The sequence below is a fragment of the Salirhabdus sp. Marseille-P4669 genome (assembly GCF_900240405.1).
GTDB lineage: Bacteria > Bacillota > Bacilli > Bacillales > Alkalibacillaceae > OEQK01.
The window spans coordinates 1-25,813 of the sequence record NZ_OEQK01000013.1; the positions used below are offsets into that span (position 1 = coordinate 1).

Sequence of the window (25,813 nt, forward strand, 5' to 3'; positions counted from 1 at the left end):
TTATTCCTTGTATGAAACAACTTAACCACCGCCTTTTATTATTACCTATATTATATCAAATTAACGCGGTGAATTGTTAAAATATCCACATAAAAAATAGGCTGACGAGGGTTTCTCGACAGCCTGACCACCTTTTTTAAGGTGGTTTTTTCCACACTCCTCCTTAAGTAAGTTCGTTCTAATTTATTCGGTAATACTCTCCTCTTTAACCAACGATACAACCTGGCTCGACGATTAGCTATTTCCTAGTCCTAAAGAAAAAGACCGACAATATGTCGATCTCCATTTATACGAATACATTATTCTCTAATTTCTCTATTTCTGCTTGTATTTGTTCAACATCTATTCTCTCAAATAACAAAGGTATTGTTGCCAGCTCTTTACTGTAATGTACAATAGGCTCCCACGTTACCTTGTCTATGCTAAAAATTTGAAATACTTCTTCGCTGGAAGTCGGTAAAAATGGAGTTAGAAGCTGCGCTACATTCACAATGATATAAACACAAGTCACCAACGTATCATTGCCCTCCTTAGGAGATTCCTTGATTTGAATCCACGGCTGTTTTACATCAAAGTATTTGTTAGCTCTACGAATAAAAGCGAATATAGATTCCAGCGCTTGTTTAAAGCTTGTTTTCTCGATGAATGTCCCTACCGTTTCGTATAGCTTCTGTATATCATCCTTTATGGAGGAATCAATCTCTCCAGCTGGTACGCTTCTATTAAAGGCCTTATCCAAAAACTTTAACGTTCGATTTACAAAATTCCCATAAGCACCAAGCAATTCACTATTATGACGAGTAACAAACTCCCGCCACGAAAAGTCGGTATCCCGATTTTCAGGTGCATTAATGGTAAGAAAATAACGAATCGAGTCTGGATGATAGGTATCTAGTAAGTCCGGAACCCAAACTGCCCAATTTTTACTTGTTGACAGCTTTCGCCTCTCCACGGTTAAAAACTCATTTGAAACAATATGAGTCGGTAAGCATTCGTTTTCTATTCCTAACAATATCGCTGGCCAAATAACCGTATGAAACGGAATATTATCTTTTCCATGAATGTAATAGGACTTTGTATCCTTCTCCCAAAACGTTGTAACATCTTTCCTATGTTCTTCAGCCCACTTTAAACTTGCACTGTAGTAGCCAGAAACTGCATCAATCCATACATATATCTTTTTATCTTCATATCCTTTCACAGGAACTGGTACACCAATAGGAATATCCCTTGAAACGGCACGATCCGGAAGTCCATCTTTTAGATAACGCTCTGTTAAATGAATCGCATTCTCTCGCCATGCTCCCTTCTTTTTAGCTTCCTCTACATATTGCTCCAGATCTTTTTGAAAGGCACTTAACTTAAAATAAAAATGCTCTGTTCTCTTCGCCTCAGGCATATCCCCACATAATTTGCACTTTTTATTGAGAAGCTCTAATGGGTCTAATATTGTAGAACAATGATCACACTGGTCCCCACGCGCATCCAGACCACAATTAGGACATATTCCTTCCACATAACGGTCTGGCAAAAACACCTTACAAGCATTACAATAAGCCTGTTCCACTTCTTTCTTATAAATTTTATCGTTGTTTAGAAGGTCTAAAAAGATTTGTTGAACCACATTTTTATGATGCTCCGTATCTGTTCGAGTATAACAATCATACGTGAAGACTAATTTTTTGAAGCATGCCTCAAACTCACTATGATATTTATCCGCAATTTCCTTTGCTGTCACTCCCTCCTGTTTTGCTCGTATGGAAATGGGAGTTCCATTACAGTCACTACCTGACACATATAAAACATCATCCCCCTTCGCTCGATGATAACGAGCTAAAATATCTCCTGATAATAAACTGGACAAGTGCCCTAAATGTAGGGAACCATTTGCATATGGCCATGCGCCACCAATAAATACATTCATATTTATCCTCCTTTTTGTTTTAAAATAAATAAAAAACCCTCGTCCTATAGACATAGCGTCTAAGGACGAGGGATTACACTCGTGGTACCACCTTAATTTACTAATCACTCACATGATTAGCCTCCATAAGTACGCGAACAGAAACATTCGTATACCCTGACATTTGTAACGAGTGCCAAATCTCGTCATAGCCTACTAAAATTCAACTATGCAGCTCAAAAGACCATGTTCAGCCAACTTTGATCTTGCCTCTTTTCAGCTACCGAAGCTCTCTGTAAAGACTAATCATTGACTTACTCTTCTTATCATCGCTGTTAAATAATTTGATTTTTTTTATTATTACATTTTTTTGGTGAAAGTACAAGGAGATTTCAAAAAAATTACCCAACCAAACAAATCGAATATTTACTGGATTACTCGCTTTGTAAATAAATAGTTTTTACTCCAGTAAGGGTTTTGTAATACGTTTTCCGTAATCGTTACACCTTTTGAGGAAGATGCGTGTATCATGCTTCCATCTCCCATATAAATACCAACATGTCCAACACGACCGTCCGAATACATATCCTTAATCGTAAAGAACATTAAATCGCCTGCTTTTAAATCAGTAACTCGTGTACCTAGACTTGCTTGGTCACGGGATACCCTAGGCAATGTTATACCATTGTTTTTAAATACTAATTGAGTATAAGAAGAGCAATCAAACAGTTTTGGTGCTTCTTGAAGCGTTGCCCCAAACTTATAGCCTGCCCCTAAATATTTTTTAGCCTCTGCCAAAATGTCTTGCCTTATCGTTGTTAAGGAATTGGTGTTTTCCTTTTTAATCGGTTCCTGTTCTTTAATTGGTTCCATTTCCTTCGCTTTTTCACCTGAAGGTAATTTAAGCTTTTGTCCATCTTTTATTAAATTTGAAGTTAAATTGTTGATTCGCTTCAATTCATACACAGACGTATGGTGAATCCGTGAAATGTTCCATAACGTATCACCAGTGTGTACCATATATTGCTGTGCTGGCTTTTGTACCTGAATAGAACCATTTTCCTTCTTAAAATAAATATAGGAATTAAATAGAGCACCACCTGCATGTAAGGAAATATATGCAGTATTATTGATCCAACGCGGTGGCTTAATATTCACATATTCATTTCCCTTTTTCGCCCGATGTCCACCCATTGTTGTACGAATGACCGTAGAGCCATCGGTAACCTCATACGTTTTTGTATCTTTTTCAAATTTTATGCTATTGTAGCCCAACGCTTTGGCCAAATCAATAAATGGTAAGTAATACGTACCATCAATTTTAATTGGATTGATTCCATTTACAGCCTTCCCGTTAATTGCAATTTCTGCTGTAGGTACATTTTCATAATCAACTGCAAGTACTTTATAATTGGAAAGATTTCCAAGAATCATTAACACAAGTAATAACCACTTTACTTTTCTCATTTCTTATCTCCTTTTTCATAAGATTTCAACATGGTTATCTTGTGTTTACCAATATTTTTTATGCGCTACTGACATGCAAAAGTCACCAATAAAAACAAAAAAAAAATAGCCATACTTAAACAAAAAGTACCGCTACTAGATTTATGTTATTCCTTTTCACTTTTTTCAATGATTTTCTTTATAGCTGCTTTCGTTGTACTATATATCGATACATTTTTAAGATTTAATGCTAAATTACGAGCTAAAATTGGTTTAATTCCTACTACCATGCTTTCAATACCCATTAATGTTAAAGTGCTAATCAATTGTTGAATTTGAGTAGGAAATTCACTGTTCCATTCTTTGACTCCACTAAAATCAATTATCACATAATCTGTATCTTCATTTGAGCATTGACTTAATAATTTTTGTAGGATAATTTGAAAACGACTGTCGTCAATAATCCCAATAAGCGGAAGCGCTAAAGTACGATCCCAAACATGTAGGATTGGACCCGAGAGCTCTTCGATAATGAACTTATTTCTACGTTCTTCTTTTATAACAGAAGTAACATCCATTAACATCACTACATAACCAATAATGATGTTTTCGTCATATATCGGGCTAATAACGATATCCGCAATATATGTATCTTTAATATTAATACGAGACGTATGTGTTTCCGTTAAGTTTCGCATTATTTCTTCTTGATAGTCGGGATTTTCGTGAAAATCGCCCATATTCATGCCAATTACGTCTTCTACATGATGGATATCATATAAAGGAAGTATTTTTTCTAAGGATTTTACTGCTTCTGAATTTGCCCAAGTAATATTATAATGAACATCTGCGACGATGACTGTTTCTCCAATTGCTTCTACTATTTTTTCCGGGTAAGTGATGGAGGAAAGCTTTCCAATCGAACCCATTTTCTTCGACCCCTTTACTAATCATTTTATATTAAAATAAAGCTCTACCTTACCATTATTGAAATGTAGATAGCTTTTAAACATTGGTTACCGCTAAATTACCTATACCCTACTTTTGGGAATCCGAATCATCTATATAATGTAAATTCCAATTTAACTATCGCTTATTTAAAAATAAATGGTATTCTTCCATAAACCGTGCTCGTTCCTCTAAAAATGGGTAATGATTGCTTTTCTCAAATAGAACGAGTTTGGAATTAGGTACCCCAGCGTCCATTTCTATAGAGTATTGGACGGGACACTGCACATCATATTTTCCGCAAATGATTAAGGTTGGAGCCGATATGTATCCTAACTTCCTCGTTACATCAAAAACCTGTACCTCGCGATTGAAATAATTCATTCTTATCGCAGACATTCCTTTATGGATGTCTTTACAAAAAAGTTCGTGATACTTACTGGGTTCAAATAACGATAGTTTTGTTCTTTCTATTTTCAATTTATTTCTTTCTTCTATAGGTATATCCGATCGCTTCAACATCTCCATTAATTCTTGCATTCTGTTAAATTGTGGATGCTTGGGATTATAGATGCAATCCTCTGAGAAGGTCATATATTCTCTTGCTGCGGCTCCAACAATAACATTGAAATATAGCTTCTCCGAAAAATATATTCCATACAGTACCCCTAACATACCTCCAGTTGAATGACCTGCAAAACCCCACTTCACCAATCCTAACGCTTCACGGATAGCTTCTAAATCGAAAATTGTTTCCAGCATACTTAATTGATATGGCTCATTTGCCTTTGCCGAATTGCCTGTTTCTCTTAAATTTATTAAAAATACTTTATTTGTTTTCGTAAAGGTCTCAGCAAAATAATCACCAGTTTGATTAAACACAGAGTAATGATGGGTAATACAAAGTGGCTCCCCATCCCCCTTCGTAAAGATCTCGAATGCTCCACGCGAAGTCTGAATTATCGTTTTTTCCCACTTTTTCACTATGATCCTCTCCTGTAGGTACTGGACCTATGCCTATTTGTTTTCTTGTGTTCGAGACATAAAAACCGTAGTCCCATCATGAGGTACAACGGATTTAGGAAAAGTTTTAAACCATTCTTACATTTTCGTTTTCCATAATAAGAACATCATCATCTTTTATTCTTATCACCGATTCTTTGAAGCTTTTTTCATATTTTTCTAGCCGGCTTTCAATGGATTCATCGGCCATAAAAATATCCTCACGATCGGAATGAGGCATAATCGGAAAATCAAATAACCCCAAACCCTTCAAGTGTGATGTACCTTCCACAATTAGATTCGGTGTAAACCATTTTACTATCTTCAAATGTGGACCTAACACAAGTGATCCAGCACTTACACCTACTATCATAACTCCACTTTTCGCTAGGTTTGTTAATACATGACCTGCACCTGTATTTTTCAATTTTTCTAGCAGATAGATAGGGTCTCCACCGCCTAAATAAATGACATCATAATGATTTAGCTTATTAGCGTCCTCCAATTCAATATCCAAGCAATCAACTTTTTTGATACCTAGTTTCATAAAAATATCTTTAGCTTGTTTGATTCTTGGATGATTACATTTCATGTCCTTTGCCGCCGTTGGAATGATGCAAATATTCGTTTTGTCTGGATTTTTGTTTAGAAGTTGAATAAATGCATTTTCAATTTTTTCGTTAAAAAGACCCTTAGATGTTAAAAATAGTTTCAAAGTTATTACCCCCCTAGCTCAAAACGTCTACCATTCACCTATAATACAATTAATAAACCTTGATATTAAAAGAAAACTGACATATGGCAATGCATAGGTCAGGTCAATGTCATTGAGCTGGTTATATATTATTTTAATGGATTTTGTAGAAATTCTTTCATCAATTCATTCGCTATTCTTAATCCATCTACTCTATTCGTTGCTGGAGCGGTTATCATAATTCCATCTTTACTACTCCAACCAGATTCTGATTCTGTTTGTTTATATTTAGCAATGGTGATTCGGCTAAAATCATCCTGGACAAAAAGTGAACCGTACCAGTGAAAATCAGCATATCCATCTTCCCCATTATTTGCCGTATATTGAATGATGCCAGAGTTATCCTGATCAAGCTCAATTACTAATTCTTTATTAACTGCATTTGAAGGAGGGAGGGGCTCACCACTTATATCAATAGTCCCTACAAATCTTTTATTTTTAAATAAGGAACGGTGTATTTTTCCGTCCATTTTTATCGTCACGTTTTTGTCCGTACTCTTCTCATTACCTAATTGATATACAATTCCTTCCATTGTCTTGTTTATGTTTTTCGGAGCGATATACCATACAATGAAAACGATGATTAATATTAATGTGCATATAGTTACCCAAGCAAGTCCTCTTTTGTTCATCAAAACTCTCTCCTAAATAATACCCATTTCATTTATATTTCGATATTCATACAAACAATTCGACAAAAAAAGGCGTTTACCCTTTATTATCTGGCAATTATTTCAAGAATCCTAATCACCAAAATGCAGCTAAACTTGTTTATTGTATTTCTGGTACTGCCACTGTATCCATTTTGAATCCTTATACAAAACAGATTCAAAATTACACCATTACCCCGGGACAAGTGGCGAATGTTCCACAAGGATGGTGGCATTATGAGGTTGCTTTAGTTGACCATACACATCTGTTAGCCATTTTTAATGCACCTACGCCGGAAGTTATTTTAGGTTCCGATATTTTGAAATTTACTCCCGCCAATATCATGTCCCATACGTATTGTCTGGATGAAAATCAATGGAAACAAGCTATTGCACCTGTAAAACCAACCACATATATTGGTCCATACAAGGATTGTAACAGACAGGGAAATTTACGCTATAAGATGCAACATGATCAAGTCCAATATCCATACACGTATCCATGAAACAAAAAAAAAATGAGGTTACTTTCGGATTGAGGTACTAACCAGTTGAAATAGTTAGTGTGCACGATTTGTTTGATGATTTTTATGCATTTTGGGTGATTATCGGACTTTTTACTATTGCTATGTGAACGGTTTTTGCTCAGTTACTCTGGTTCGGGATCATAGACTACCCCTATGTTACCGTTTTTTTGATCAGTCTCTCTATTTCGAGTGCATAGACATCCCCTATGTTACCGATTTTGATCAGTCTCTCTGGTTCGGGATCATAGACAAACTCTATGCACCTGATTCTTGTTCATTCGTTCTGTTTCAGGAATCTTAGTGAATGTGCCTCGCTATAGTCAATATAAAAATCCTTTAATTAAATACTAGATTCATTAAATGCTTTGGCTAAAGCTCGAATACCTTCCAAAACGTCCTCTACCATTTCTTTCGTGTTTCTTTCCTTTCGCGCATGAAGGAGCACAGGTCTTAGTGATTCGACAGAGCGCCCAAAGTCACCCATCCAATCATACCGTGGAACCATCCATGTATGAAAATGGTGTGTTGTGTCTTCATTGTAGAAATAGTATACATACTCTATGCCTAACACTTCACGTTGAGCCTTTCGTAACTTTGTAAGTAGATGTATGTAATCTAGTTTTTCTTCTTCTGTTAATTCATCAAAGCTGAAGATATGTCGTTTCGATGCCAAAATAATGAGGCCCTTAATCGGATAGGCTACATCTTGATGGGCATGAAAATGCTCTGTCTCAACGATGACACCACCGTCTGGTTCTATTACACCACTAGTAATGGCGCAGCTTAAACATTCCACTTCTACTGTTTTTCCATTGGATAGGGTTATTTGTCGCATCGTATCCTCCATATCATTCCCTTTTATATTGATAAATGACTTTATCTTAGTACCGATTTTTCCATATACGTTGCTTCTTACTGTCAACTGAAGATCTAGAGTTTCCTAGCCTTGATTACCATGGTACTCGGAAACATTTTTGCCTTATATAACGAATAATATCTTTCCGACACCTCAGCGTCTACCTCTTTCCATTCACGTTTCACATCACTTTCGATTACCGCTTCTATTGAAAATCCTGCTTGAATTAAGTCATTAATATACGTTGCCAGCTTTCGTTTATAGACCGACATCGTAGTGCCTTCCTCCTTGAAATTCTCAAACACTTTTAACCCTTCCTCTTGATAGGAGCTATCCAAATAAAATCTACCATTCTCAGATTTTAAATGTGCGTACAAAGGATGGTCCCAACTAAAAATAAAGGTGCCTCCCTTTTTCAAGTAGGAATGGATTAGTTGGAAGGTTTTAGGTAAATCCGTTGTCCAACCAATTGCATAGATGGAATACACAATATCAAAATAAGCTTTTGGCAGGCCAATGTCTTCCTCCATTGGGGCACAATACAGTTTTGGTTGAAAACCGACAAGTGTTTTTTCTGCCGCTTCTTTTTGTGATTCAGATAAGTCAATACCCCAAAGCTCAATGGCCCCTTTGTTTGCCATGTACAACAATGAATGGCCACTTCCAAATCCAATGTCTAGCACTCTTTTATTTTGAATTTCCCCAAATAGGTTCAGTTCATCCTCTGTTTGCGTAAATGGGCCATAGCTTGGTAAAGCATCTTTTCCATCGAAGTGGTGAGCCACCTTGTTCCAGCTATTCTTATTTTGATTCAGTATTTTGTTCATTATAGGGTCCTCTCTTCTTTTCCTAGTAATAAGCATGTATAAAGAAACACTCCCATAATTGGATATTCTTATTTAAAATACATCCAATACATGGGCCAACATTCTACCTAATCCACGTAATAACCAGTACACCATTCGAAACGGCAAAACGATTAATTCCGGAATCCATAAAAGCACATCCAACATGAAATCCCCAAAAGTATAATGATTATCCCGCTTTTTGTACTTTCGTGTTCTTTTTCGTTTTCTATTCCACCAATCCTTCATATCATCCGCTCCCTTTCTATGGGGTGTTGATGTATTTCTTTATCAAGATATACGAACATACTTCCAAAGAAGTTGCACTTGATTAATGGATTAGTGAAATTTCTTTTGCACCATCATGGTTACGGTGTATGCATTCTGTGTTTAGACTTGAGCCTTAATCAGCAGCTAAACCTACCTGCTTTATTTACTATAATCGAAATCTTCCAAAAAATCACCACATAACAAAAGGCTATCCGTAGATAACCTTTTGCTTATTCTTTCACTTTTAGCAATCGAAGACTATTTAATGTAACAAGTAATGTCGCGCCCATATCAGCAAATATAGCAATCCATAACGTGAGCCAACCTGGTATAACCAATAATATGGCGATTAACTTAATAAATAAAGAGAAAGAAATATTCTGTTTGATTATACTTAACGCTTTCCGACTCAGCTTAATCGTATATGGGAGTTTCGTAAGGTCATCAGACATTAAGGCAATATCTGCTGTTTCTAATGCTGTTTCTGTACCTGCTCCCCCCATCGCAACACCAAGAGATGCTGCTGCAAGAGCAGGGGCATCATTCACACCATCCCCTACCATTGCGACACTCTTATGTTTTCCACGAAGTTCTTTAATGTGATGTAATTTATCCTCAGGTAATAGCTCTGCTTGAATATTGGCTATCCCAATTTCATCGCCAATTGCCATTGCTGTTTTTTCATTGTCACCTGTTAGCATTACCGTTTCCACACCTAAATCATTTAGCTTTTGTACAACTGCTTTAGAAGTATTTCGTATGTCATCCGCTACAGCAATCAACATCAGTATTTTAGTTTCATTCCCTAATATCATAACCGTTTTTCCTTCGGCTCGTAGCTGATTTATTTTTTCATACCTTTCTGTACGAACCTTTCCATGTAGTTCGTCAAAAAGACTTGGACTTCCTATATAATAGGTTGTATTCTTAATGGTTGCCCGAATCCCTTTACCTGTAATCGATTGAAAATTATCTATTTCCAGATGGTTGTAGCTCAAATCTTCGTCCTCTGCTTTTTTAATAATTGCGGATGCTAAGGGATGCTGCGAACCCTTTTCCATTGCCGCAGCTACCATTAGTAGGTAATCTTCTTCTTCCTGGAAGGAAATCATATCTGTTACAGTCGGGGTGCCCTTCGTTAACGTTCCCGTCTTATCAAAGGCAATGGCACGTAAGCTTGAAGCCTCCTCTAAATAAATACCACCTTTGATTAGAACCCCATTTCTGGCAGCATTACCAATTCCGGTTACGACTGCGACGGGCGTAGATACAACCAGGGCACACGGACACCCAACAACTAATGCCGCTAATCCTTGATAGATCCATTCATTCCATCCTCCACCTAAAAGCAAGGGTGGTAGAATTGCGATAACAGCAGCTAATACGACAATTGCAGGTGTGTAGTATTTCGCAAATTTATCCACAAAGGCTTGAGACGGAGCTCGTTCCCCCTGCGCCTCTTCTACTAAGTGAATGATTTTGGATAGCGTAGTATCTTCTACTCTTTTTGTAACAACCACTTCCAGAAGACCTTCTTTATTTAATGTTCCAGCAAACACTTCATCGTCGATTGACTTTTCAACTGGGACACTTTCTCCTGTTATCGCAGCCTGATTTATCGTCGAATTTCCTTTGACCACAACACCATCCATTGCTAGTTTTTGCCCTGGCTTTACCACCATAATGTCTCCGATTTGGATGTCATGTACAGGAATCATCATTTCGTGGTTACCTCTACGTATGAGTGCTTCTTTTGGTGCAATCTCCATTAAAGATTCAATCGATTGGCGTGCTTTATCCATTGAATACCGTTCCAGTGCTTCACTTATAGCAAATAAAATTACAACGGTAGCACCTTCACCCCACTCACCAATAATTGCTGCCCCAATAACCGCAATGGTCATAAGGGTATTCATATCAAATTTAAGTCGGGATAAATTTTTCAATCCCTTTAAAAATAAAGTATAGCCACCAACTAAAATCGAACCGCCATAACCTAGTGTTGAAATAAAATTTCCTTCTCCAAACTGGTTGCCAATAATCCAGCCTATAAATAAAAGAAGTGCGGAAATATAAACGTTAATACTCTCTCTTTGCTTCCAAAAAGGAACTCTCTCTTCTGCCTGTTCGTTTTCTGCACGTAAGGTCAAGTTTTCAAAAGCGCCTGCTTTTTCTAGGGCTTCCATCGAAGTTTGGCCGATCACCGTAATTTTGGAAGCTCCAAAGTTCACTTTTGCATCTAAAACACCATCCAGGTGCTTCACGTTCTCCTCGAACGTCTTCGCACACCCTGCTCAGGAAAAGCCTTGTACTCGATAGATTTGTTCTTGATTGCTCCCTTCAGACATTGCTTCCCACCTCACTTTTATGCGCTAAAGCCATTTGCATAAGTCGTTTAATATGTGCGTCATCCAGCGAATAAAAGGCAAGTTTACCCTCTTTTCGAAATTTGACCACACCTTGATTTCTAAGAGATCTAAGATGATGTGAAGCAGTTGCTACAGACGACCCAATGATATTTGCTACATCACACACACAAAGCTCCTCTTCCTGACATAATGCGTAGGTAATTTTTGCCCGATTCTCATCCGCAAGTACTTTAAAAAAGGAAGCAGCACCAAGTATATCTACCAGTTCCATATCCTTCTGCACTCGCTTTACCTTTGGCTCGTCATAACAAAAGACGTCACACCTATCTCTTTTTTCCATATTCTAACCCCTTATTCAAATAAAGATTTGAATATAGTATAAAGCTTATGAATCAAACATTCAAACACTTATTTGAATAAAGTAAAAATTTAGTTTTTTGTAAAGAAAAAGTGTACTGTTAGGTAAAGGGAATCCGACATTTGGTGTAATATATTATTAGGTAATAAATCGTTTTTATTTTATGTGGAAGACAAAACGAGAACAAGCAAGAGGATGGAGATAAAGGAGAATACATGTGAAAAACTTAGTTATGGACATGGAACAAGCAAATGCAAAATATAACATAGATCCAAAAAATTTTCGTATTGAAATATACATAGCTTACGATGGCACAACCATAGTGATTGCATATAAGGATAATAACTATGTGGAATGGGTATCCATCGGGCATTTACAAAAAGATAAACAGGAAATCAAGGAATGCATTCACTATCTATTAGACTCTACACCCTTACCTTACTCTACTAGTGCCTACTGGAATTCATTTAAGACCTTTACCGGCATACACTTTGAAGAGTTATTCGTCTTTTATAAGCAGATAAGAGTGATCAAGAGGGACGACTCCTTCCTTTCTATCAATGGAGATGAAATAAAAACAACATTCTTTAAAGAAAATGTGCACGAAATTCTTTTCGGAATCTATGAAAAAGAAAAGCAATCTCTTGAAGGTATAAAGACACCCACTGCAGATATTATAAAAGAGTTAAAACAAAATATTGCCAATATTGAGCTAGAGGAAAAAGAATGCCCGTTCCCATGGGCTTTAAACCATGTGTCTGATTATGCTTTTCGCATCCTTCAAGAACAGCAGAGTAAATATATGTTTCACCAAAATAAAGAGGTAAAAGAGTTACTATTTCAATTACATAAGTTGCATTCACGCATTTACAACACTTACATGACACATGCTAGATAAATAAATTGAAAAGGAGCTTCAGAATCAGCTCCTTTCCAATCATTTACTCCTGCAAGTCAACCTTTCCACCAACTAAAGCATATGCGCCGTTTTCATATGCTACATTTGCCGTAAAGTCCGCTTCTTCTTCTTCCTCCGTATCAGGAGAAATGTAGGTAATCCTACCTGTTACTTCATACTCCCCTTCTCCGTAATCCTTTTTATCTTCTAAATGTTCCACCTCAATATCCGAAAATGTGACATCGAATTGATTTGGAGTTACAAAATACATCCCCATAAAAAAGTTATAAACATATCCTTTTCCAACACCAATTGCGATGTCTTCCTCCGTATTATCAGTTAATAAATAGAAAAGCATTCCCCCAATTAATAAAACAAGGATAATTCCACTAATAACAACCGTTTTCAAAGACAATTGGAGTGTTTTATTTTTGCTATAAGGGGTGTTTTTAACTTGATCATCATCTTCTTTTAAATTAATACCACAACCACTACAAAAATGTGCTCCTTCTGCTAACTCCATCCCACAGTTCGTACAATATTTATTCAACATACTAAGTTCTCCTCTCTCTATAATACCCTTCACCTTTTTATAACCTCTTTAACCGTCTTTAAATGATCTGTGTTACTTACAATTTTATACTTATGTAAATAATGATCATTTATTTCAAAGGATACCAACTCTGTTTCAAAAACCCCTTTTCTAACTTTGTTTGTTGAAACAATTTGGATTGTGTAAGACGGAGAATCAGAGAATGGTGGATTGTTATCCTCCTTTAATTTCATTTTAGTAAAATCCGTTAAAATGGAGTCAATCATACTGGGATCTGTCACTTCTATTTTGGATTTTGACACTTGTTTTTCGGAACCTTCCCCATTTACTGTAATCGTTATTTTTTCCACTACACTTTCTTCCTGTATGGAATCCTCAAATAGCTCCATAAATGTAGTATATTTCATAGTTTCCACAACAATAAATAATCCACCGATTAAAAGGAGGGATGCAAACAAAAAAGACTTTTTACGCGTGAAGAAGTAAAGGATAAGAAATGCCGGTAGAATAATGGATAAAATAATGAGTAACAATACCATACCATTGTCCCCCTAATCATTATTAGCTATAATTCTAGTTTATAAGTATTGATATTTCAAATAGAGATTTTATTCGTTATATAGAGAAGCTATTTTAGTAGATTTAGATTATGGGTTTAATGTTCAAATATAAAAAGAACACCAACGGAATGTTGATGTTCTTTGTTTGTCCATTCATATAGAAATAACTTACTTACACGATAAAAATACCGACAATCGTACTAATAGCCGCAATTGTACTAATGCCAGTAGCGATAATCCATTTCATTAATAAAACTTGATTTGCTTGAATTGAAGCTTCCATTTTTTCTTTTACGCTCTCAATATCTGTTTTCGTTACTAGCTGCTTATCTCTTATCATATTATCTAGAACTACAATAACATCATTGTTTTCTGCTTTCTCTTCTAAATTTTCTTCTATTGCTACTATTTTTCCTCGCAGCTCATCTAATAGCACTTCCATTCTCTCATGTCTCGCATTCCATTCACTCAAAGCATCTCACTCCCTTCCAGAAGCCTCACCATTTTAATAGATTCCATACATCTTATGCTGCGAGGATGGTGCCTGTCACTCCCCGGAATTTGTCGGCTACACACGAAATTTGTCGAAACAAAAAAGACACTCGTTCATCGAGTGTCTAGACTGTTCTATCGTATTCTATTTATTTCACAAGTGCCGGCCCTACTAGTACTGTTGGATTTAATCCTAATACTAATTTAGCGATATTCGTATAACTAACACGTTTATGATTTTCGAATAGTTGCTGTAATTGGTCAAAGTTCTCTTGTTCTTTTACCATTTTTAGCTCTCGTTTAAATAGATTTACAATATATTCGGACGACGTTTTTGGACTATTCTTACTAGTTTCTTCATCCATTAGAATTGCTCCCATATATTGATAACTAAATTGTAGCTGTCTTGTAAGTTCTACAATGTTTTTAAAGCTCTCATATAAACGCTCATCTTTTCGTTGCAATTCACTAAGAGAACCTTTTGCTTCTACTAATTGATTATAGTTAGTCGTAATTAGCACGTTAAACTCTCCTTTTAATCCCAAGGCTTTTCTAGGCTTAGTTTGGCTACTAATTCTTTATTTTGCTGTCTCTTTAACTTGCGAATTTTTTCTCGCTCTTTACCTGTTTCAAATAGATACTTTTCTTCTTCCGTTTCCGGTATAACACCTGGTACTTCTTTCGGCTTCTTGTTTTCATCTAAAGCAACAAATGTTAAAAATGCTGTAGCAGCAATTCTTCTTTCAGCTGTTTCCAAATCTTCTGCAATAACCTTACAGAAAATTTCCATGGAGCTTCTACCTGTATATGCTACAAAGGACTCAATACATACAGAGTCACTTACTCGAATTGGTTGAATAAAATTAACAGAATCTGTTGATGCGGTAACACATTCCTTCACTCGCGAATGTCTCCGAGCAGAGAGGGTTGCACAACCATCAATCTTCTTCATTAATACGCCACCAAATAATGTATGATAATTATTTAAATCATTTATTAGTACTTGATCGGTTTGAACAACTTTTGTATCACTAATTTTTCTTGCTTCCATTCCCATCACCTTTATTTCTATTTGCTTTGTGTTTTTTCATTGTTGCTCAAATCACATTGTACGCCCTGATGGAACTGTAAATACAATGCTTTTCATGCATGCCACTCATGCATTTTCGTTATGTAAGCGATAAACCACAAAGGCAGCAAGCAAGGCAGATTTCATCCTATTTCTTTGGTAATAAAATACAAAAAGGGAATCATCCAAAAATCATCGACTAATTTCAGAGCTATCTACGTAATGTTAGAGGTATGTCAGAAACGGGGATTTAGGAAAAAGTGTATAAAAAAAGCAACGGAATGATTGATCATAACCGTTACTCTACTGGATGAATTATTCGAAATCTCGAGCTTCCGATAATTTCACTTTCGCAAAACGAATAAATTCTTGGGAGATCTGTGATAGATAATTATCTTTCTTCCAAATTAATGCTAGATTCCACTCAATCACCGGATTTTCAATGGTAATTGTATGTAAATCACTAGTTAATTCCTCACACGTATTTTCTGGTAATAATGTAATACCAATGTCAAATGCAACCATTTCTTCAATAAAATCGAGTTGAGAGGTCTCCGAAATGATTTTCGGTTCAAATCCTGCTTCTTGACAAGCATTCAAAATTAAACTTCTTAATTCAAAATCCTGATTAAACATGATAAACGTTTCATCTTGTAATTCCTGTAAAGCTACTTGTTCTTTACTAGCAAATTTATGATTAGGTGGGACGACTAGCTTCAACTTTTCACTTACAAACTGATAGGAATCAAACTGTTCGTTATTTTCCGGAGAGACAACAACTACTCCAAAATCTAGCTCTTCATTTACGATTTTTTCCTCAATTCGTTTGGAGCCATCCTCCACTAATTGAAACGTAACTTCTGGATATTCATTATGAAAAGAGGCTAGTAAATCGGAGAAAAAGAAAGAATTGATAATGGTCGGTAATCCAATCCGAATATTTCCTCTTTTCAACGTCAGTAAATTACTAATCTCCGAATTCAAGGAAAGTAGTTGCTTCTCAATTGTTTCCGCATGACGTTTTAGGACCATCCCAATATCAGTTAGAATCAACTTTTTACGAGAGCGAATAAACAAAGGTGCCCCAATTTCTTCTTCTAATGACTTTACATTTCTACTTAAAGCTGGCTGTGTAATAAACAAATTTTCTGCAGCCTTCGTAAAACTACCTGTACGGGTAATTTCGATAAAATATTGTAATTGCTTAAGCTCCAATGTACCCACCACTTTTTCTCTTCTTATTAATATCTATACACAACCTTTTAATTGTAACAAAAACTTCATAAGTTGGGAATTTATCGAACCAAATTGATTAAAAAAGTTTGACTATAAACGATCCAGATATTTAGGCTTTTGTCTATTTTCCTACATATGGTATTATAGAGGAAAGAGAACATACATTCTTGTGAAGGAGGAGCTTTTATGAACAAGCGTAATGTAATTGTCTATATTGCTATGAGTTTGGACGGATACATAGCTACAAAGGACGACAATTTGGATTGGTTGTTTGCAGTAGAGGGTGAAGGTGATAACGGTATTTCTGATTTTTATCATACCGTAGATACCGTTTTACTCGGAAAACGGACATATGATTGGATAATGGATCAAGAGGAAAACTTCCCATACAAAGATAGAGAATGCTACGTGTTCACGAAATCCCATATGCAGGATACTGAAGATGTAACTATTGTAAATGGTGATCTCATAGCCTTTACAAACGAATTAAAAGCAAAAGATGGCCGTGATATATGGTTAGTTGGTGGTGGAGAAATTATTCATCATTTTTTAAAGGCTGATTTAGTTGATCAATTGAGAATAACCATTGCACCAACATTAATCGGAGATGGAATCCCTTTATTTAAACCAGGCTATCCACAACTGGAATTTGAACTAACTGGCACAAAGCAATTTAATCAATTTATAGAATTACAATATGTACGAAAAAAATGAAGAGCATCTCTCGAGTGGAAAGATGCTTTATTCCCTTATTTTCAAAACTATCTTACCAATATTTCTACTTTCCTCCATATGTATATGTGCTTTTGCTGCCTCCTCAATTGGAAATACTGTGTCAACAATCGGCTTGAGCTTTCCACTCTCAAATAGAGCCGCTGCTTTTTGAATAAAATCCTTTGTTAATTTCGCTTTATATGCATCACTTCTTGGGGTAAGGAGGGTTCCTGTTAGTTGGATATATTTCGCCATTAGCTGAAGTAGATTCACTTCTTTTATAATAGGGCCCCCTAATGTCCCAATTAAAACCCAGCGGCCTTCCTTTTTGATGCTCGCAATATTTTTCTCCCAATAATCAGCACCAATGAAATCTAATAAAACATCTACCCCTACTCCGTTTGTTGCTTTTAACACTTCTTCTTCAAAGGACTGTTCCTTATAATTTATTGTTACATCCGCTCCAAGTTCTCTACAAAAACTTAGCTTTTCATCTGAACCTGCAGTTACAATAACGGTTGCGTTGCGCAGTTGTTTTGCTAATTGGATCGCTGCTGTTCCAACACCACTGGCACCAGCATGGATTAGTACCGTTTCCTTTTCTTGTAACTTTCCAATCCAAAACAAGGTTTGAAAAGCAGTAAGAAAGACTTCCGGTATTGCTGCTCCTTGCTCAAAAGACAAGCCACTCGGAATTTTCATTGCTCGGTCTGCAGGCATTACAGCATATTCGGCATAACCTCCACCATTTACTAATCCCATGACTTTATCCCCGATTTGAAAGCAGGACTGCCCATCAGCTTCTACCACTGTACCAGCAACTTCTACTCCTAAAATGGGACTCTTTGCATATCCGCTGCGGCCTTCTCTAGTTATTATATCCGTTCGGTTAATCGCAGCAGCGTGTACACGTATCAATAACTCTCCATTTCCTGCTATTGGCTTTGGTTGTTCAGAAAATTGAAGCTGCTCCGGTCCTCCTGGTTGTTTTACTGTAATAGCTTTCATAAATTCCACCTCCAATATCCTTTATTCTACTGAAGTTTGTTGCAAAAAGAAAATAGAACACTTTATTCTATTCAACTATGATAAAATGATAAAAAATGGAAAGAGGGTGTAGTTAATGAGGGATTTAATTATGGATTTAGACCCATTCTTTATGCAACTAATTGTATGGCCAATCCTTGTAATCGGTTTAGGGATAGGTGCTTTCTTATTCACTAAAAAGCTCATCTTTGCGCCTTTGGTGACGTTGATTGTCAATGCACTTATGGAATTTTGGTTTAGCAAACTATCATCTTGGTCCATTATTCTTCCTCTTATTACTTTATTTCTCACAGGCTTCCTTCACCTTGTTCTAACATCCTATCAACGCGTTCCAAATGAAGAATCTAACAACATCGAGGTAAGAAAGTAAAAACAGCATAGGATAAAACCCATACTGTTCCTAATTTGCTTTATGTGTAGGGGCAAGTTTGTTTCGATCAATAGCAGATGGTGGTTGCTCCATCCACCCTCTATTGATTACGATATTCGCCCCATCCTCTACGAATAATCCTACATCCATAATCATTTTGGAATACATTCCACTTAAATCTCTTCTTGTACTAAGTGACATCGCATTTGCATACGATCGTATTTTCATGGAAAACATATCAATCTTGTGTGCCATCATAATTTTATCCGAAAATGGAGCAACGTTTGAAGATGTAACCAAGTTATCTAATAAATATGGATAAGGTAGGTGATCCTTATGCATTTTTTTGGAATTCATTCGAATATGATTGTCGGTTATTTTTCGTCCGCGAATGAAAAATTGACGTACTTGCTCATCCTTCGCAACCTGACTAAATCCAATTAACAAAGCCTTACTCGTAATATTGTTATCGATGTTATCGTATAAATGCGTTATTTCTAAGGCGTGTAAAGGACGAATATGTCCAAATAATCCATTTAAAAACGATTGATTTTTTATCGTATCTATCTCATCTGGTATTGGCAAGACAGGTGGCTTTACTAAAAGACCCTTGTCCATCATAACTTTATTAACCATTGAAATGAGTTCCTCTGTTTTCATTGCGGTTTGTTTAAAGAATTCGCGCAGATCTTTTCTTGTTACAAGCGGAATTGCAATGGAGTATATACTTAACCCCGCTTTACTTGTGTATCGTAAATAATGTAAATAAAATTCATCCTCATATAGCCTAGGAGCATCAACGTTAACATCCTCCTCTGTATAACCAATAGGAATTGGGAAGTTCTCTTGCTTAAGGATATCTTTAATCTTATTCATAATGGACTCGCTTAGCTTTAACGCCTGTTGTAATACATTTTTGATATCACTATCCTCGGTATGATTAAGATAATAGCTTATTACACATTTACCTAGTGTATTTCCGATATAGGTTGCCCACAGCTTTCCTATTTCTGCTGACGTTAATTTTAAATGGTCCTTGGAACTTCTTTGTAAGGGTGTCACGAACTGGAACCTCCAACAACAAATTTTTTCTTAGCTTAACCATTGTTGTCGTTCCTATTCATTAATACCTCCTAGCATTTCCAACAGCCACTTTGCACATTGAAAGGAGTTTTCTCCTTCAGACATATCCCCTACCGCCCAGCATGCAGATAATGTGGACATAGCAAAAGAAGCTTTTATCAACCGGAATGCATTTAAATCCAGTTTTTCACTAATTGATTGAATTCGATTTTCCAAACATTTTCGTGGATTTGGCTTTGTAAATAAATGATTGTATAAGAAGGCAGCTACATCAAAATATGGGTCCCCAATCACCCCTTTTGGATCAATTGCTAACCAGCCTCTATCTTTTGAAAATAAGATGTTTTCATGATGTAAATCTCCATGAAGCAATTCCAGCCCTTTGGATGTTTTCGTTATCTCTTCAAAACATTCTAAAGCATGCTGTACCATTTGATTTGCGATTGGTCCGTTATTATTCGGATATTTTAGTAAGTAACGTTGCAAGGCTTCTGCCCAATCCGCAATCATGGGAGCCTTTGAATTCTTATGTAAAGGTCTTTTAATTCGCATCCAAACGTTCACATATTCCTCGATTACTTTTTCTTCATCGTCTAATTCAGATAACATCTTGCCTGGTGATAATTGTTCCAACAAAAGTACTCCGTTATCTGGATCTGCTTTTATCCACCTCGCACAGCCTTCTCCATTGTACGCTATTACCGTTTGGACTTCGTTACGAAAGTCAAAGCTTGGAACACCTAGCTTTAGAATATAAGGTGTATTCTTTTTATCCTTTACTCGTAGAACATAGTTATAAGATAATTTTTCGACCGGTCCAATAATGTGAAGTCCCCATTTTTCTAAATACACTGAAATTATTTGCTCTAATGACTCCAACCACTCTCTACCTTTATCACCAAAAGCGCCATGAATGGTTTGTATAAATAAATGAGGTATTTTCAAATTATCAGCTCCTATTAATTATAAAAATATTATAAATTTTGGAAGAAAAATGGATTTTTTATGTTAAGATAATATTAAATAGAAATATATACCAATTTACATCAAGGTATCATGTTGTAATACATTTGGAATCGTATTACATTCTCATTAAAGGTTCGTAAAACATATTCCTTTTTCTAATAGGTCGAATAAAATTGAACTAGTGATGTTCGATACAGCTGATAAATCCCCTCCAACATTTTTTTCTACCTACAACCTCTTTTTAGGTATTGGAGACGTATTTCGAAACAAGGTGGTTTTTTACGATGAAAAAATTTCTCCTAATTGTAAGTAGTATTGGTATTGCATTCTTCCTTTTTATTTGGTTGAGCCAATCTCATTTTTCTGTAGCATCCGCAATTCCTTGGGATATTAAGGTTTTACAATCTGAAGATACCCCTGACGGAAAAGCCATTCTTTTTGAAGATAATCAGGACCATTCTTTTGGCGTTGCATTAGTTGACCGTAAATTTGGCTTTTTGTACCAATATTATATTGGCACAAATGGATATCACTTGGATCCTGGTAAACCATTCCAGGCTAGTGGTTTAACGGACGACAAACATTTTATCGTAGGTATAAAAACTGCAGAAGACTCAAACATTAAATACATTACCCTCGGAAATCATCTGGATGAAGTTGCACCATCGGAAACCTATGACCTCACATTGAAAGAGGTACGGAATCATGAAGAGGAATATTATATAACGGAAGTAAAAGACCATTATGCTTTTTTCGTAATTGATGAATACACAGACAGCACATGGACGATCCGTGGATTTGATGGCAATGGGAATTTAATTGCTGATAAATTATTTGGTGCAGAAGAAAGATTTGTAAACCGTTAAGTGGCCGAATCAACTACTCTAAACAAACGTTTAAATGATTAATAGATTAGCTTCCATATCAACTTATAAACCCCTTCAATTTCGGTCATTTTTGATGGTTTTGGCATATTGTTCATTTTGTTATTGCTTCTACAGTCATCATTCTTGTATGCTACTTAGGTTTATTCGGTACTCCCTCTTCACATGTTCCCCTATGCATTTTATCGTGTAATATCCTCTCTCCTATTGGTAAAAAAGCAATACTCTTTCTATATTCGTATTCTGCGGCTCACAATCCTCCTTTTTGAAAAGGAGTTGTGATTAATACAAAATGGCTGTGCATTCGCTTCTTATAGGGAAAGAATGTTCCTTCTTGAGTTCTCAAATTTATTACTATAAGGTATTAATAGATTACTAAAATAGATTCCATTAAAATCAAACCAAAGTAGGTGAAATGAATGAGAAGTGAAAAAGAAAAAATGCTTGCTGGAGAATTATATAATGCCCAAGATCCTCAATTAGTACACGAGCGATTAAAAGCCCGACAATTAACAAGACGGTACAACGAAACAACGGAAACAGAAATAGAAAAACGCACAGCAATTCTTAAAGAACTATTCGGTTCCACTCGTGATAATCTGTTTGTAGAGCCAACTTTTCGTTGCGATTATGGCTACAACATCCATGTGGGGGATCATTTTTATGCAAACTTCGATTGTGTCTTTTTAGATGTGTGTGAAATTCGTATCGGTGATAACTGCCTTATTGCGCCAGGAGTACATATCTACACAGCAACACATCCATTAAATACGAAAGAAAGAATTTCAGGTGCAGAATTTGGTAAACCGGTTACGATTGGAGATAATGTGTGGATTGGTGGAAGGTCCATCATTAATCCAGGTGTTTCCATTGGAGATAACGTCATAATTGCTTCTGGAAGTGTTGTTACGAAGGATGTTCCCAATAATGTTGTAGTTGGTGGTAATCCTGCAAAGATTCTTAAGAAAATTGATGAGTAAAAGTATAAATTTTATACGATTTGTAGTCAGCTTTCTATGCGAGTCTATGCTTCATAGATTTACTAGCAGCAAAGAGGTGTTTAAATGAAAAAGAAAATAAAAGCATGGCTTCCGTACATTATAATCGCAGTATTAAGTTGGTATATAAACCATTATTTTAGCCTACCAGAGTTTTTGATGAGGTACATAAGACAAACCGGTCCATTAGCAATCCTTATTCCACTCTTTCTATATGCGTGGTTGTTAGCAGGAATATACTTATTTAAAACGAAATCACTCAGCAAAATAACAAAAGCCGCATTTATTTCTACTTTAATAGGGATTGGTGTTTTTTATGGGGTTAGCTTACTAGGCGCATTGCTGGACAATGTTTCTCTAATTATAAACGGGAACTAGAGGGAATATTCTAGGTAAAAAATATGCTTCAATCTCCATGATTTATGATGTGATTTGAGGTGCAGGCTACCTACAAGTCGAAAATGAAATACGATACCATTTTCGACTTGTAGGATTGATAGCTTCTCTGAAATATGTTACATACTCCTCGAGTCGTTATTTATTCGCTGTGTATTGCAAATTACTTTTCAGCTTAAATGACATAAGGCTGGGTTATTATCACTCGCATATCTATTATGCCTTTTCAAAGCTAGCAATGTAACAACCAAAACACCTTTTAGGCTCAAAAACTAAGTTTATGACCAAAACAACAACATCACTTGTATGTATACTTGGACAAACAAATAAAACACGATGGCAAATTTCCAATTAAACCGAACCCCATTTTTAAGTCCACTTAACCCATTCGCTGCACTTAAAACAATAACTGGCATAATAACAGGAGATAGCATAATAGATATAACACTTCCTGATGTAATAGATAAAACAATTAATTCAGGCGGATATGGTAACGCTATATTTTTTAATATTCCTGCAACTAACACCATAACCGTTAATGGCCCTAGCCCTACAAAACCAAGGAGGATTACAATAAACGGTAAAAAATACAGTAAATTTATGGACGGAAAATGCTCTTGCATAAAGTTTACGCTAGACACTACATAGCCACCAAATCCTGTTTGATTGATACTGTAGATCATCATACCAGCACCTAGCATCATGCTAAGTTGATAGGATTGATGCTCTATTTTGTTGGTGAAATATTGTTTTGCTTCTGTTGCTAGCCTTCCAACTCTTTTTTTCCATAGAAAATAAAAAATAGTCCATATAATGATGACGAACGGTACTTGAAGCATTAATTCAATTGGCCAAATTGCATGTACTAAAAAGATAGATCCAAAAAGAGTAAGAAATAAAAGAAAAAAGCCCTTAACATTCCCATTACCATTAACAACGGATGATTTTGCCATAACCTGCTTCATTTCCATAGAGATGATTTCCGTTAAGTTTACGCCGTACTTTTTTTCTTCAAAATACGAAAAAAGCACAGCAATAAGGATACCCGAAATAGAAATAAGCATCCCTTGTAATATCGATAGCCAAAGTGACGACTTTAAGGTCTCCACTGCGAAAATAAAGCTAGGAATCGTTACAACCCAAATCGTAGACAACGCAAAAGAGCGAAGTAAGGCCGTTCCTTTAAAATTTTCTAGAGGTTCCCCATGCTGATTTCCAACCATTTTATTTACAAAATCATACATCATCGGTATTGATCCAAATAATAAGAAAAAAGCAATGACCTGTGTAAAGGAAGAAATAGCAAAATAAAATTTGCGACTTGTATTAATCATCTTATACGCAAAACTCATTACACTTTCAATATAGGGCTCTGTATTTAAAACCCAACCAATGAATGGAATGATTACAAGTAACCCGATAATATTTCGCATTAATAGCATACCTTCATAAAAGCCGTTGATGATAGAAGAATTAGATGACATGAGTATAATGAGCCCTGTTACAACAAGTGTAAGTGGAATTTTAAACTGCGACATTTTTTTAAGACATATGGAAAACAGGAATATCAACAATCCAGTTACTGCCATACTCGAAAGAAGCATTTTATGTTCATAAAAATAGCTAATAAAATGTAGTAATACGTAAAGACTTATAGATAGTCTGAGTCCCATTTTTATGTAATTCATCACGAAAACCCCTTAACCATAACGTACCTCTATCATAGCATAATAATTTTAGTCCAAAGGATGTATTATATAATATTAACCCATCAAGTTATGTAAAATTATTTTATTTATTTGATAGGGGATTGTAAAATAAAAGGAGAATGGAATTTATATAAAGGGGAACATAATCCATATGCATCTAAATACAAAAAGACTTAAACTAGTTCCATGTACTGAAAAACTTCTATCTGCACTTACCAATGAAGATTATCAAATAGGACCTCATATTCAAGGTTATATAAACGAATTAAAAGATGATTCTACCCTATATGGTTGGGGGGTATGGCTCATCTATAATAATAAAACAAATGCTTTAATAGGAGATATTGGTTTTAAAGGTAAAGCAAAGGAAGATCATTCAGTCGAAATTGGTTATGGTATTATGCCTACATATCAAGGAAAAGGATATGCAACAGAGGCTGTTGCCGCTCTTATAAAGTGGGCTTTTTCTCATAATAATATTCATAAAATAAAAGCGGAATGCTTAATAGTTAATCATTCTTCTATTCGCGTCTTACAGAAATTAGGTTTTGATATTGTATCGGAAACTAGTGGTATGTATCATTGGGAACTGAAGGATTAAGCTCATAAAATAAAAGCGGAATGCTTAATAGTTAATCATTCTTCTATTCGCGTCTTACAGAAATTAGGTTTTGATATTGTATCGGAAACTAGTGGTATGTATCATTGGGAACTGAAGGATTAAGCTCATAAAATAAAAGGCAAATCAAAAAGCCTCAAATCTTATTAGATCTGAGGCTTTACCTTTGCCTAGCGATGTCCTACTCTCGCAGGGGAAACACCCCAACTACCATCGGCGCTGAAGAGCTTAACTTCTGTGTTCGGAATGGGAACAGGTGTGACCTCTTCGCCATCACCACTAGACTTACAG

29 protein-coding genes, 1 rRNA gene and 1 other annotated feature are annotated in these 25,813 nt (G+C 35.9%); of the genes, 8 read left to right on the forward strand and 22 right to left on the reverse strand.

The genetic code is table 11. The features are described 5' to 3' along the window. Positions 1 to 286 precede the first annotated feature (286 nt). The 6 genes from metG to C1A05_RS17500 form a co-directional block, all read right to left on the reverse strand. Positions 287 to 1,924, reverse strand: coding sequence for a methionine--tRNA ligase (metG, locus tag C1A05_RS17475; protein WP_102029515.1), 1,638 nt, complete (start codon positions 1,922 to 1,924; stop codon positions 287 to 289). 58 nt (positions 1,925 to 1,982) lie between these two features. Further along, positions 1,983 to 2,242: a binding site (T-box leader), on the reverse strand. Positions 2,243 to 2,329: 87 nt separating this feature from the next. After that, positions 2,330 to 3,370, reverse strand: coding sequence for a C40 family peptidase (locus tag C1A05_RS17480; RefSeq protein WP_102029516.1), 1,041 nt, complete (start codon positions 3,368 to 3,370; stop codon positions 2,330 to 2,332). 146 nt (positions 3,371 to 3,516) lie between these two features. Continuing rightward, complete coding sequence (locus tag C1A05_RS17485; RefSeq protein ID WP_102029517.1) at positions 3,517 to 4,278, reverse strand: STAS domain-containing protein; 762 nt, start codon at positions 4,276 to 4,278, stop codon at positions 3,517 to 3,519. Between the two features lie 157 nt (positions 4,279 to 4,435). Continuing rightward, positions 4,436 to 5,281: an alpha/beta fold hydrolase gene (locus C1A05_RS17490; protein ID WP_102029518.1), complete on the reverse strand. Its 846-nt coding sequence runs from the start codon at positions 5,279 to 5,281 to the stop codon at positions 4,436 to 4,438. A gap of 106 nt (positions 5,282 to 5,387) precedes the next feature. Next, positions 5,388 to 6,014, reverse strand: a complete 627-nt coding sequence (locus tag C1A05_RS17495) for a Type 1 glutamine amidotransferase-like domain-containing protein (protein WP_159462110.1) — start codon at positions 6,012 to 6,014, stop codon at positions 5,388 to 5,390. 128 nt (positions 6,015 to 6,142) lie between these two features. After that, positions 6,143 to 6,685, reverse strand: a complete 543-nt coding sequence (locus tag C1A05_RS17500) for a hypothetical protein (RefSeq protein ID WP_102029520.1) — start codon at positions 6,683 to 6,685, stop codon at positions 6,143 to 6,145. A gap of 44 nt (positions 6,686 to 6,729) precedes the next feature. On the opposite strand from C1A05_RS17500, the gene C1A05_RS17505 reads away from it, so the two are divergent. Further along, a complete protein-coding gene (locus tag C1A05_RS17505; protein WP_102029521.1) occupies positions 6,730 to 7,209 on the forward strand; it encodes a cupin domain-containing protein in 480 nt (159 codons plus the stop codon). Between the two features lie 361 nt (positions 7,210 to 7,570). On the opposite strand, the gene C1A05_RS17510 is transcribed toward C1A05_RS17505, so the two are convergent. The 5 genes from C1A05_RS17510 to C1A05_RS17530 all read right to left on the reverse strand — a co-directional run bounded on the left by C1A05_RS17510 (position 7,571) and on the right by C1A05_RS17530 (position 11,910). Then, positions 7,571 to 8,065 (reverse strand): HIT family protein, encoded by a 495-nt coding sequence (locus C1A05_RS17510; RefSeq protein ID WP_102029522.1) that lies wholly within the window; start codon positions 8,063 to 8,065, stop codon positions 7,571 to 7,573. Positions 8,066 to 8,160: 95 nt separating this feature from the next. Continuing rightward, the gene (locus C1A05_RS17515) at positions 8,161 to 8,913 is read right to left on the reverse strand and encodes a class I SAM-dependent methyltransferase (RefSeq protein WP_102029523.1); all 753 of its coding nucleotides are present in this window, start codon (positions 8,911 to 8,913) and stop codon (positions 8,161 to 8,163) included. 72 nt (positions 8,914 to 8,985) lie between these two features. After that, positions 8,986 to 9,180 (reverse strand): hypothetical protein, encoded by a 195-nt coding sequence (locus C1A05_RS17520; protein ID WP_102029524.1) that lies wholly within the window; start codon positions 9,178 to 9,180, stop codon positions 8,986 to 8,988. 251 nt (positions 9,181 to 9,431) lie between these two features. Further along, positions 9,432 to 11,549: a heavy metal translocating P-type ATPase gene (locus C1A05_RS17525; RefSeq protein WP_102029525.1), complete on the reverse strand. Its 2,118-nt coding sequence runs from the start codon at positions 11,547 to 11,549 to the stop codon at positions 9,432 to 9,434. Then, complete coding sequence (locus C1A05_RS17530; RefSeq protein ID WP_102029526.1) at positions 11,542 to 11,910, reverse strand: ArsR/SmtB family transcription factor; 369 nt, start codon at positions 11,908 to 11,910, stop codon at positions 11,542 to 11,544. The genes C1A05_RS17525 and C1A05_RS17530 overlap by 8 nt, the downstream gene beginning before the upstream one ends. A 235-nt stretch (positions 11,911 to 12,145) precedes the next feature. Here C1A05_RS17530 and C1A05_RS17535 point away from each other — a divergent pair, with 235 nt between their 5' ends. Next, the gene (locus C1A05_RS17535) at positions 12,146 to 12,826 is read left to right on the forward strand and encodes a hypothetical protein (RefSeq protein ID WP_102029527.1); all 681 of its coding nucleotides are present in this window, start codon (positions 12,146 to 12,148) and stop codon (positions 12,824 to 12,826) included. A 43-nt stretch (positions 12,827 to 12,869) separates the two neighbouring features. Here the strand turns inward: C1A05_RS17535 and C1A05_RS17540 are convergent, their stop codons facing one another. The 6 genes from C1A05_RS17540 to C1A05_RS17565 all read right to left on the reverse strand — a co-directional run bounded on the left by C1A05_RS17540 (position 12,870) and on the right by C1A05_RS17565 (position 16,724). Beyond that, a complete protein-coding gene (locus C1A05_RS17540; protein WP_102029528.1) occupies positions 12,870 to 13,379 on the reverse strand; it encodes a zinc-ribbon domain-containing protein in 510 nt (169 codons plus the stop codon). A gap of 29 nt (positions 13,380 to 13,408) precedes the next feature. Then, positions 13,409 to 13,918 carry a hypothetical protein gene (locus tag C1A05_RS17545; protein WP_102029529.1) on the reverse strand — a complete coding sequence of 170 codons (510 nt, stop codon included), beginning with the start codon at positions 13,916 to 13,918 and terminating at the stop codon, positions 13,409 to 13,411. A gap of 193 nt (positions 13,919 to 14,111) precedes the next feature. Next, a complete protein-coding gene (locus C1A05_RS17550) occupies positions 14,112 to 14,411 on the reverse strand; it encodes a hypothetical protein (protein ID WP_102029530.1) in 300 nt (99 codons plus the stop codon). Between the two features lie 169 nt (positions 14,412 to 14,580). Next, the gene (locus C1A05_RS17555) at positions 14,581 to 14,952 is read right to left on the reverse strand and encodes a hypothetical protein (protein ID WP_102029531.1); all 372 of its coding nucleotides are present in this window, start codon (positions 14,950 to 14,952) and stop codon (positions 14,581 to 14,583) included. Between the two features lie 14 nt (positions 14,953 to 14,966). Next, positions 14,967 to 15,482 (reverse strand): acyl-CoA thioesterase, encoded by a 516-nt coding sequence (locus C1A05_RS17560; RefSeq protein WP_102029532.1) that lies wholly within the window; start codon positions 15,480 to 15,482, stop codon positions 14,967 to 14,969. Between the two features lie 333 nt (positions 15,483 to 15,815). After that, complete coding sequence (locus tag C1A05_RS17565) at positions 15,816 to 16,724, reverse strand: LysR family transcriptional regulator (RefSeq protein WP_234998623.1); 909 nt, start codon at positions 16,722 to 16,724, stop codon at positions 15,816 to 15,818. Between the two features lie 198 nt (positions 16,725 to 16,922). Here C1A05_RS17565 and C1A05_RS17570 point away from each other — a divergent pair, with 198 nt between their 5' ends. Continuing rightward, positions 16,923 to 17,450, forward strand: coding sequence for a dihydrofolate reductase family protein (locus tag C1A05_RS17570; RefSeq protein WP_102029533.1), 528 nt, complete (start codon positions 16,923 to 16,925; stop codon positions 17,448 to 17,450). Between the two features lie 27 nt (positions 17,451 to 17,477). Here the strand turns inward: C1A05_RS17570 and C1A05_RS17575 are convergent, their stop codons facing one another. After that, positions 17,478 to 18,458, reverse strand: a complete 981-nt coding sequence (locus C1A05_RS17575; RefSeq protein WP_102029534.1) for an NAD(P)H-quinone oxidoreductase — start codon at positions 18,456 to 18,458, stop codon at positions 17,478 to 17,480. 115 nt (positions 18,459 to 18,573) lie between these two features. On the opposite strand from C1A05_RS17575, the gene C1A05_RS17580 reads away from it, so the two are divergent. Next, a complete protein-coding gene (locus tag C1A05_RS17580; protein WP_102029535.1) occupies positions 18,574 to 18,867 on the forward strand; it encodes a hypothetical protein in 294 nt (97 codons plus the stop codon). 30 nt (positions 18,868 to 18,897) lie between these two features. On the opposite strand, the gene C1A05_RS17585 is transcribed toward C1A05_RS17580, so the two are convergent. Continuing rightward, positions 18,898 to 19,929, reverse strand: a complete 1,032-nt coding sequence (locus tag C1A05_RS17585; protein ID WP_102029536.1) for a DUF3231 family protein — start codon at positions 19,927 to 19,929, stop codon at positions 18,898 to 18,900. 54 nt (positions 19,930 to 19,983) lie between these two features. Next, positions 19,984 to 20,895 (reverse strand): aminoglycoside phosphotransferase family protein, encoded by a 912-nt coding sequence (locus tag C1A05_RS17590; RefSeq protein ID WP_159462111.1) that lies wholly within the window; start codon positions 20,893 to 20,895, stop codon positions 19,984 to 19,986. Positions 20,896 to 21,200: 305 nt separating this feature from the next. On the opposite strand from C1A05_RS17590, the gene C1A05_RS17595 reads away from it, so the two are divergent. From C1A05_RS17595 to C1A05_RS17605, 3 genes are all read left to right on the forward strand, one after another. Continuing rightward, the gene (locus C1A05_RS17595) at positions 21,201 to 21,782 is read left to right on the forward strand and encodes a hypothetical protein (RefSeq protein ID WP_102029538.1); all 582 of its coding nucleotides are present in this window, start codon (positions 21,201 to 21,203) and stop codon (positions 21,780 to 21,782) included. 437 nt (positions 21,783 to 22,219) lie between these two features. Further along, positions 22,220 to 22,780: a maltose O-acetyltransferase gene (gene maa / locus C1A05_RS17600; RefSeq protein WP_102029539.1), complete on the forward strand. Its 561-nt coding sequence runs from the start codon at positions 22,220 to 22,222 to the stop codon at positions 22,778 to 22,780. A gap of 84 nt (positions 22,781 to 22,864) precedes the next feature. After that, complete coding sequence (locus C1A05_RS17605; protein ID WP_102029540.1) at positions 22,865 to 23,176, forward strand: hypothetical protein; 312 nt, start codon at positions 22,865 to 22,867, stop codon at positions 23,174 to 23,176. Positions 23,177 to 23,472: 296 nt separating this feature from the next. On the opposite strand, the gene C1A05_RS17610 is transcribed toward C1A05_RS17605, so the two are convergent. Then, positions 23,473 to 24,882 (reverse strand): hypothetical protein, encoded by a 1,410-nt coding sequence (locus C1A05_RS17610; protein ID WP_102029541.1) that lies wholly within the window; start codon positions 24,880 to 24,882, stop codon positions 23,473 to 23,475. Between the two features lie 172 nt (positions 24,883 to 25,054). On the opposite strand from C1A05_RS17610, the gene C1A05_RS17615 reads away from it, so the two are divergent. Continuing rightward, on the forward strand, positions 25,055 to 25,504 hold the full coding sequence (locus C1A05_RS17615) for a GNAT family N-acetyltransferase (protein ID WP_102029542.1): 450 nt from the start codon (positions 25,055 to 25,057) through the stop codon (positions 25,502 to 25,504). Positions 25,505 to 25,690: 186 nt separating this feature from the next. On the opposite strand, the gene rrf is transcribed toward C1A05_RS17615, so the two are convergent. Next, positions 25,691 to 25,806 (reverse strand): 5S ribosomal RNA (gene rrf / locus C1A05_RS17620). Between the last annotated feature and the right edge of the window lie 7 nt (positions 25,807 to 25,813).

Excerpts from the sequence above, each read along its gene's own strand:
- metG (WP_102029515.1), bottom strand. The coding sequence starts at position 1,924 with ATGAATGTATTTATTGGTGGCGCATGGCCATATGCAAATGGTTCCCTA.
- C1A05_RS17480 (WP_102029516.1), bottom strand. The coding sequence starts at position 3,370 with ATGAGAAAAGTAAAGTGGTTATTACTTGTGTTAATGATTCTTGGAAAT.
- C1A05_RS17485 (WP_102029517.1), bottom strand. The coding sequence starts at position 4,278 with ATGGGTTCGATTGGAAAGCTTTCCTCCATCACTTACCCGGAAAAAATA.
- C1A05_RS17500 (WP_102029520.1), bottom strand. The coding sequence starts at position 6,685 with ATGAACAAAAGAGGACTTGCTTGGGTAACTATATGCACATTAATATTA.
- C1A05_RS17510 (WP_102029522.1), bottom strand. The coding sequence starts at position 8,065 with ATGCGACAAATAACCCTATCCAATGGAAAAACAGTAGAAGTGGAATGT.
- C1A05_RS17515 (WP_102029523.1), bottom strand. The coding sequence starts at position 8,913 with ATGAACAAAATACTGAATCAAAATAAGAATAGCTGGAACAAGGTGGCT.
- C1A05_RS17520 (WP_102029524.1), bottom strand. The coding sequence starts at position 9,180 with ATGAAGGATTGGTGGAATAGAAAACGAAAAAGAACACGAAAGTACAAA.
- C1A05_RS17530 (WP_102029526.1), bottom strand. The coding sequence starts at position 11,910 with ATGGAAAAAAGAGATAGGTGTGACGTCTTTTGTTATGACGAGCCAAAG.
- C1A05_RS17540 (WP_102029528.1), bottom strand. The coding sequence starts at position 13,379 with ATGTTGAATAAATATTGTACGAACTGTGGGATGGAGTTAGCAGAAGGA.
- C1A05_RS17545 (WP_102029529.1), bottom strand. The coding sequence starts at position 13,918 with ATGGTATTGTTACTCATTATTTTATCCATTATTCTACCGGCATTTCTT.
- C1A05_RS17560 (WP_102029532.1), bottom strand. The coding sequence starts at position 15,482 with ATGGAAGCAAGAAAAATTAGTGATACAAAAGTTGTTCAAACCGATCAA.
- C1A05_RS17570 (WP_102029533.1), top strand. The coding sequence starts at position 16,923 with ATGAACAAGCGTAATGTAATTGTCTATATTGCTATGAGTTTGGACGGA.
- C1A05_RS17575 (WP_102029534.1), bottom strand. The coding sequence starts at position 18,458 with ATGAAAGCTATTACAGTAAAACAACCAGGAGGACCGGAGCAGCTTCAA.
- C1A05_RS17580 (WP_102029535.1), top strand. The coding sequence starts at position 18,574 with ATGAGGGATTTAATTATGGATTTAGACCCATTCTTTATGCAACTAATT.
- C1A05_RS17595 (WP_102029538.1), top strand. The coding sequence starts at position 21,201 with ATGAAAAAATTTCTCCTAATTGTAAGTAGTATTGGTATTGCATTCTTC.
- maa (WP_102029539.1), top strand. The coding sequence starts at position 22,220 with ATGAGAAGTGAAAAAGAAAAAATGCTTGCTGGAGAATTATATAATGCC.
- C1A05_RS17605 (WP_102029540.1), top strand. The coding sequence starts at position 22,865 with ATGAAAAAGAAAATAAAAGCATGGCTTCCGTACATTATAATCGCAGTA.
- C1A05_RS17610 (WP_102029541.1), bottom strand. The coding sequence starts at position 24,882 with ATGAATTACATAAAAATGGGACTCAGACTATCTATAAGTCTTTACGTA.
- C1A05_RS17615 (WP_102029542.1), top strand. The coding sequence starts at position 25,055 with ATGCATCTAAATACAAAAAGACTTAAACTAGTTCCATGTACTGAAAAA.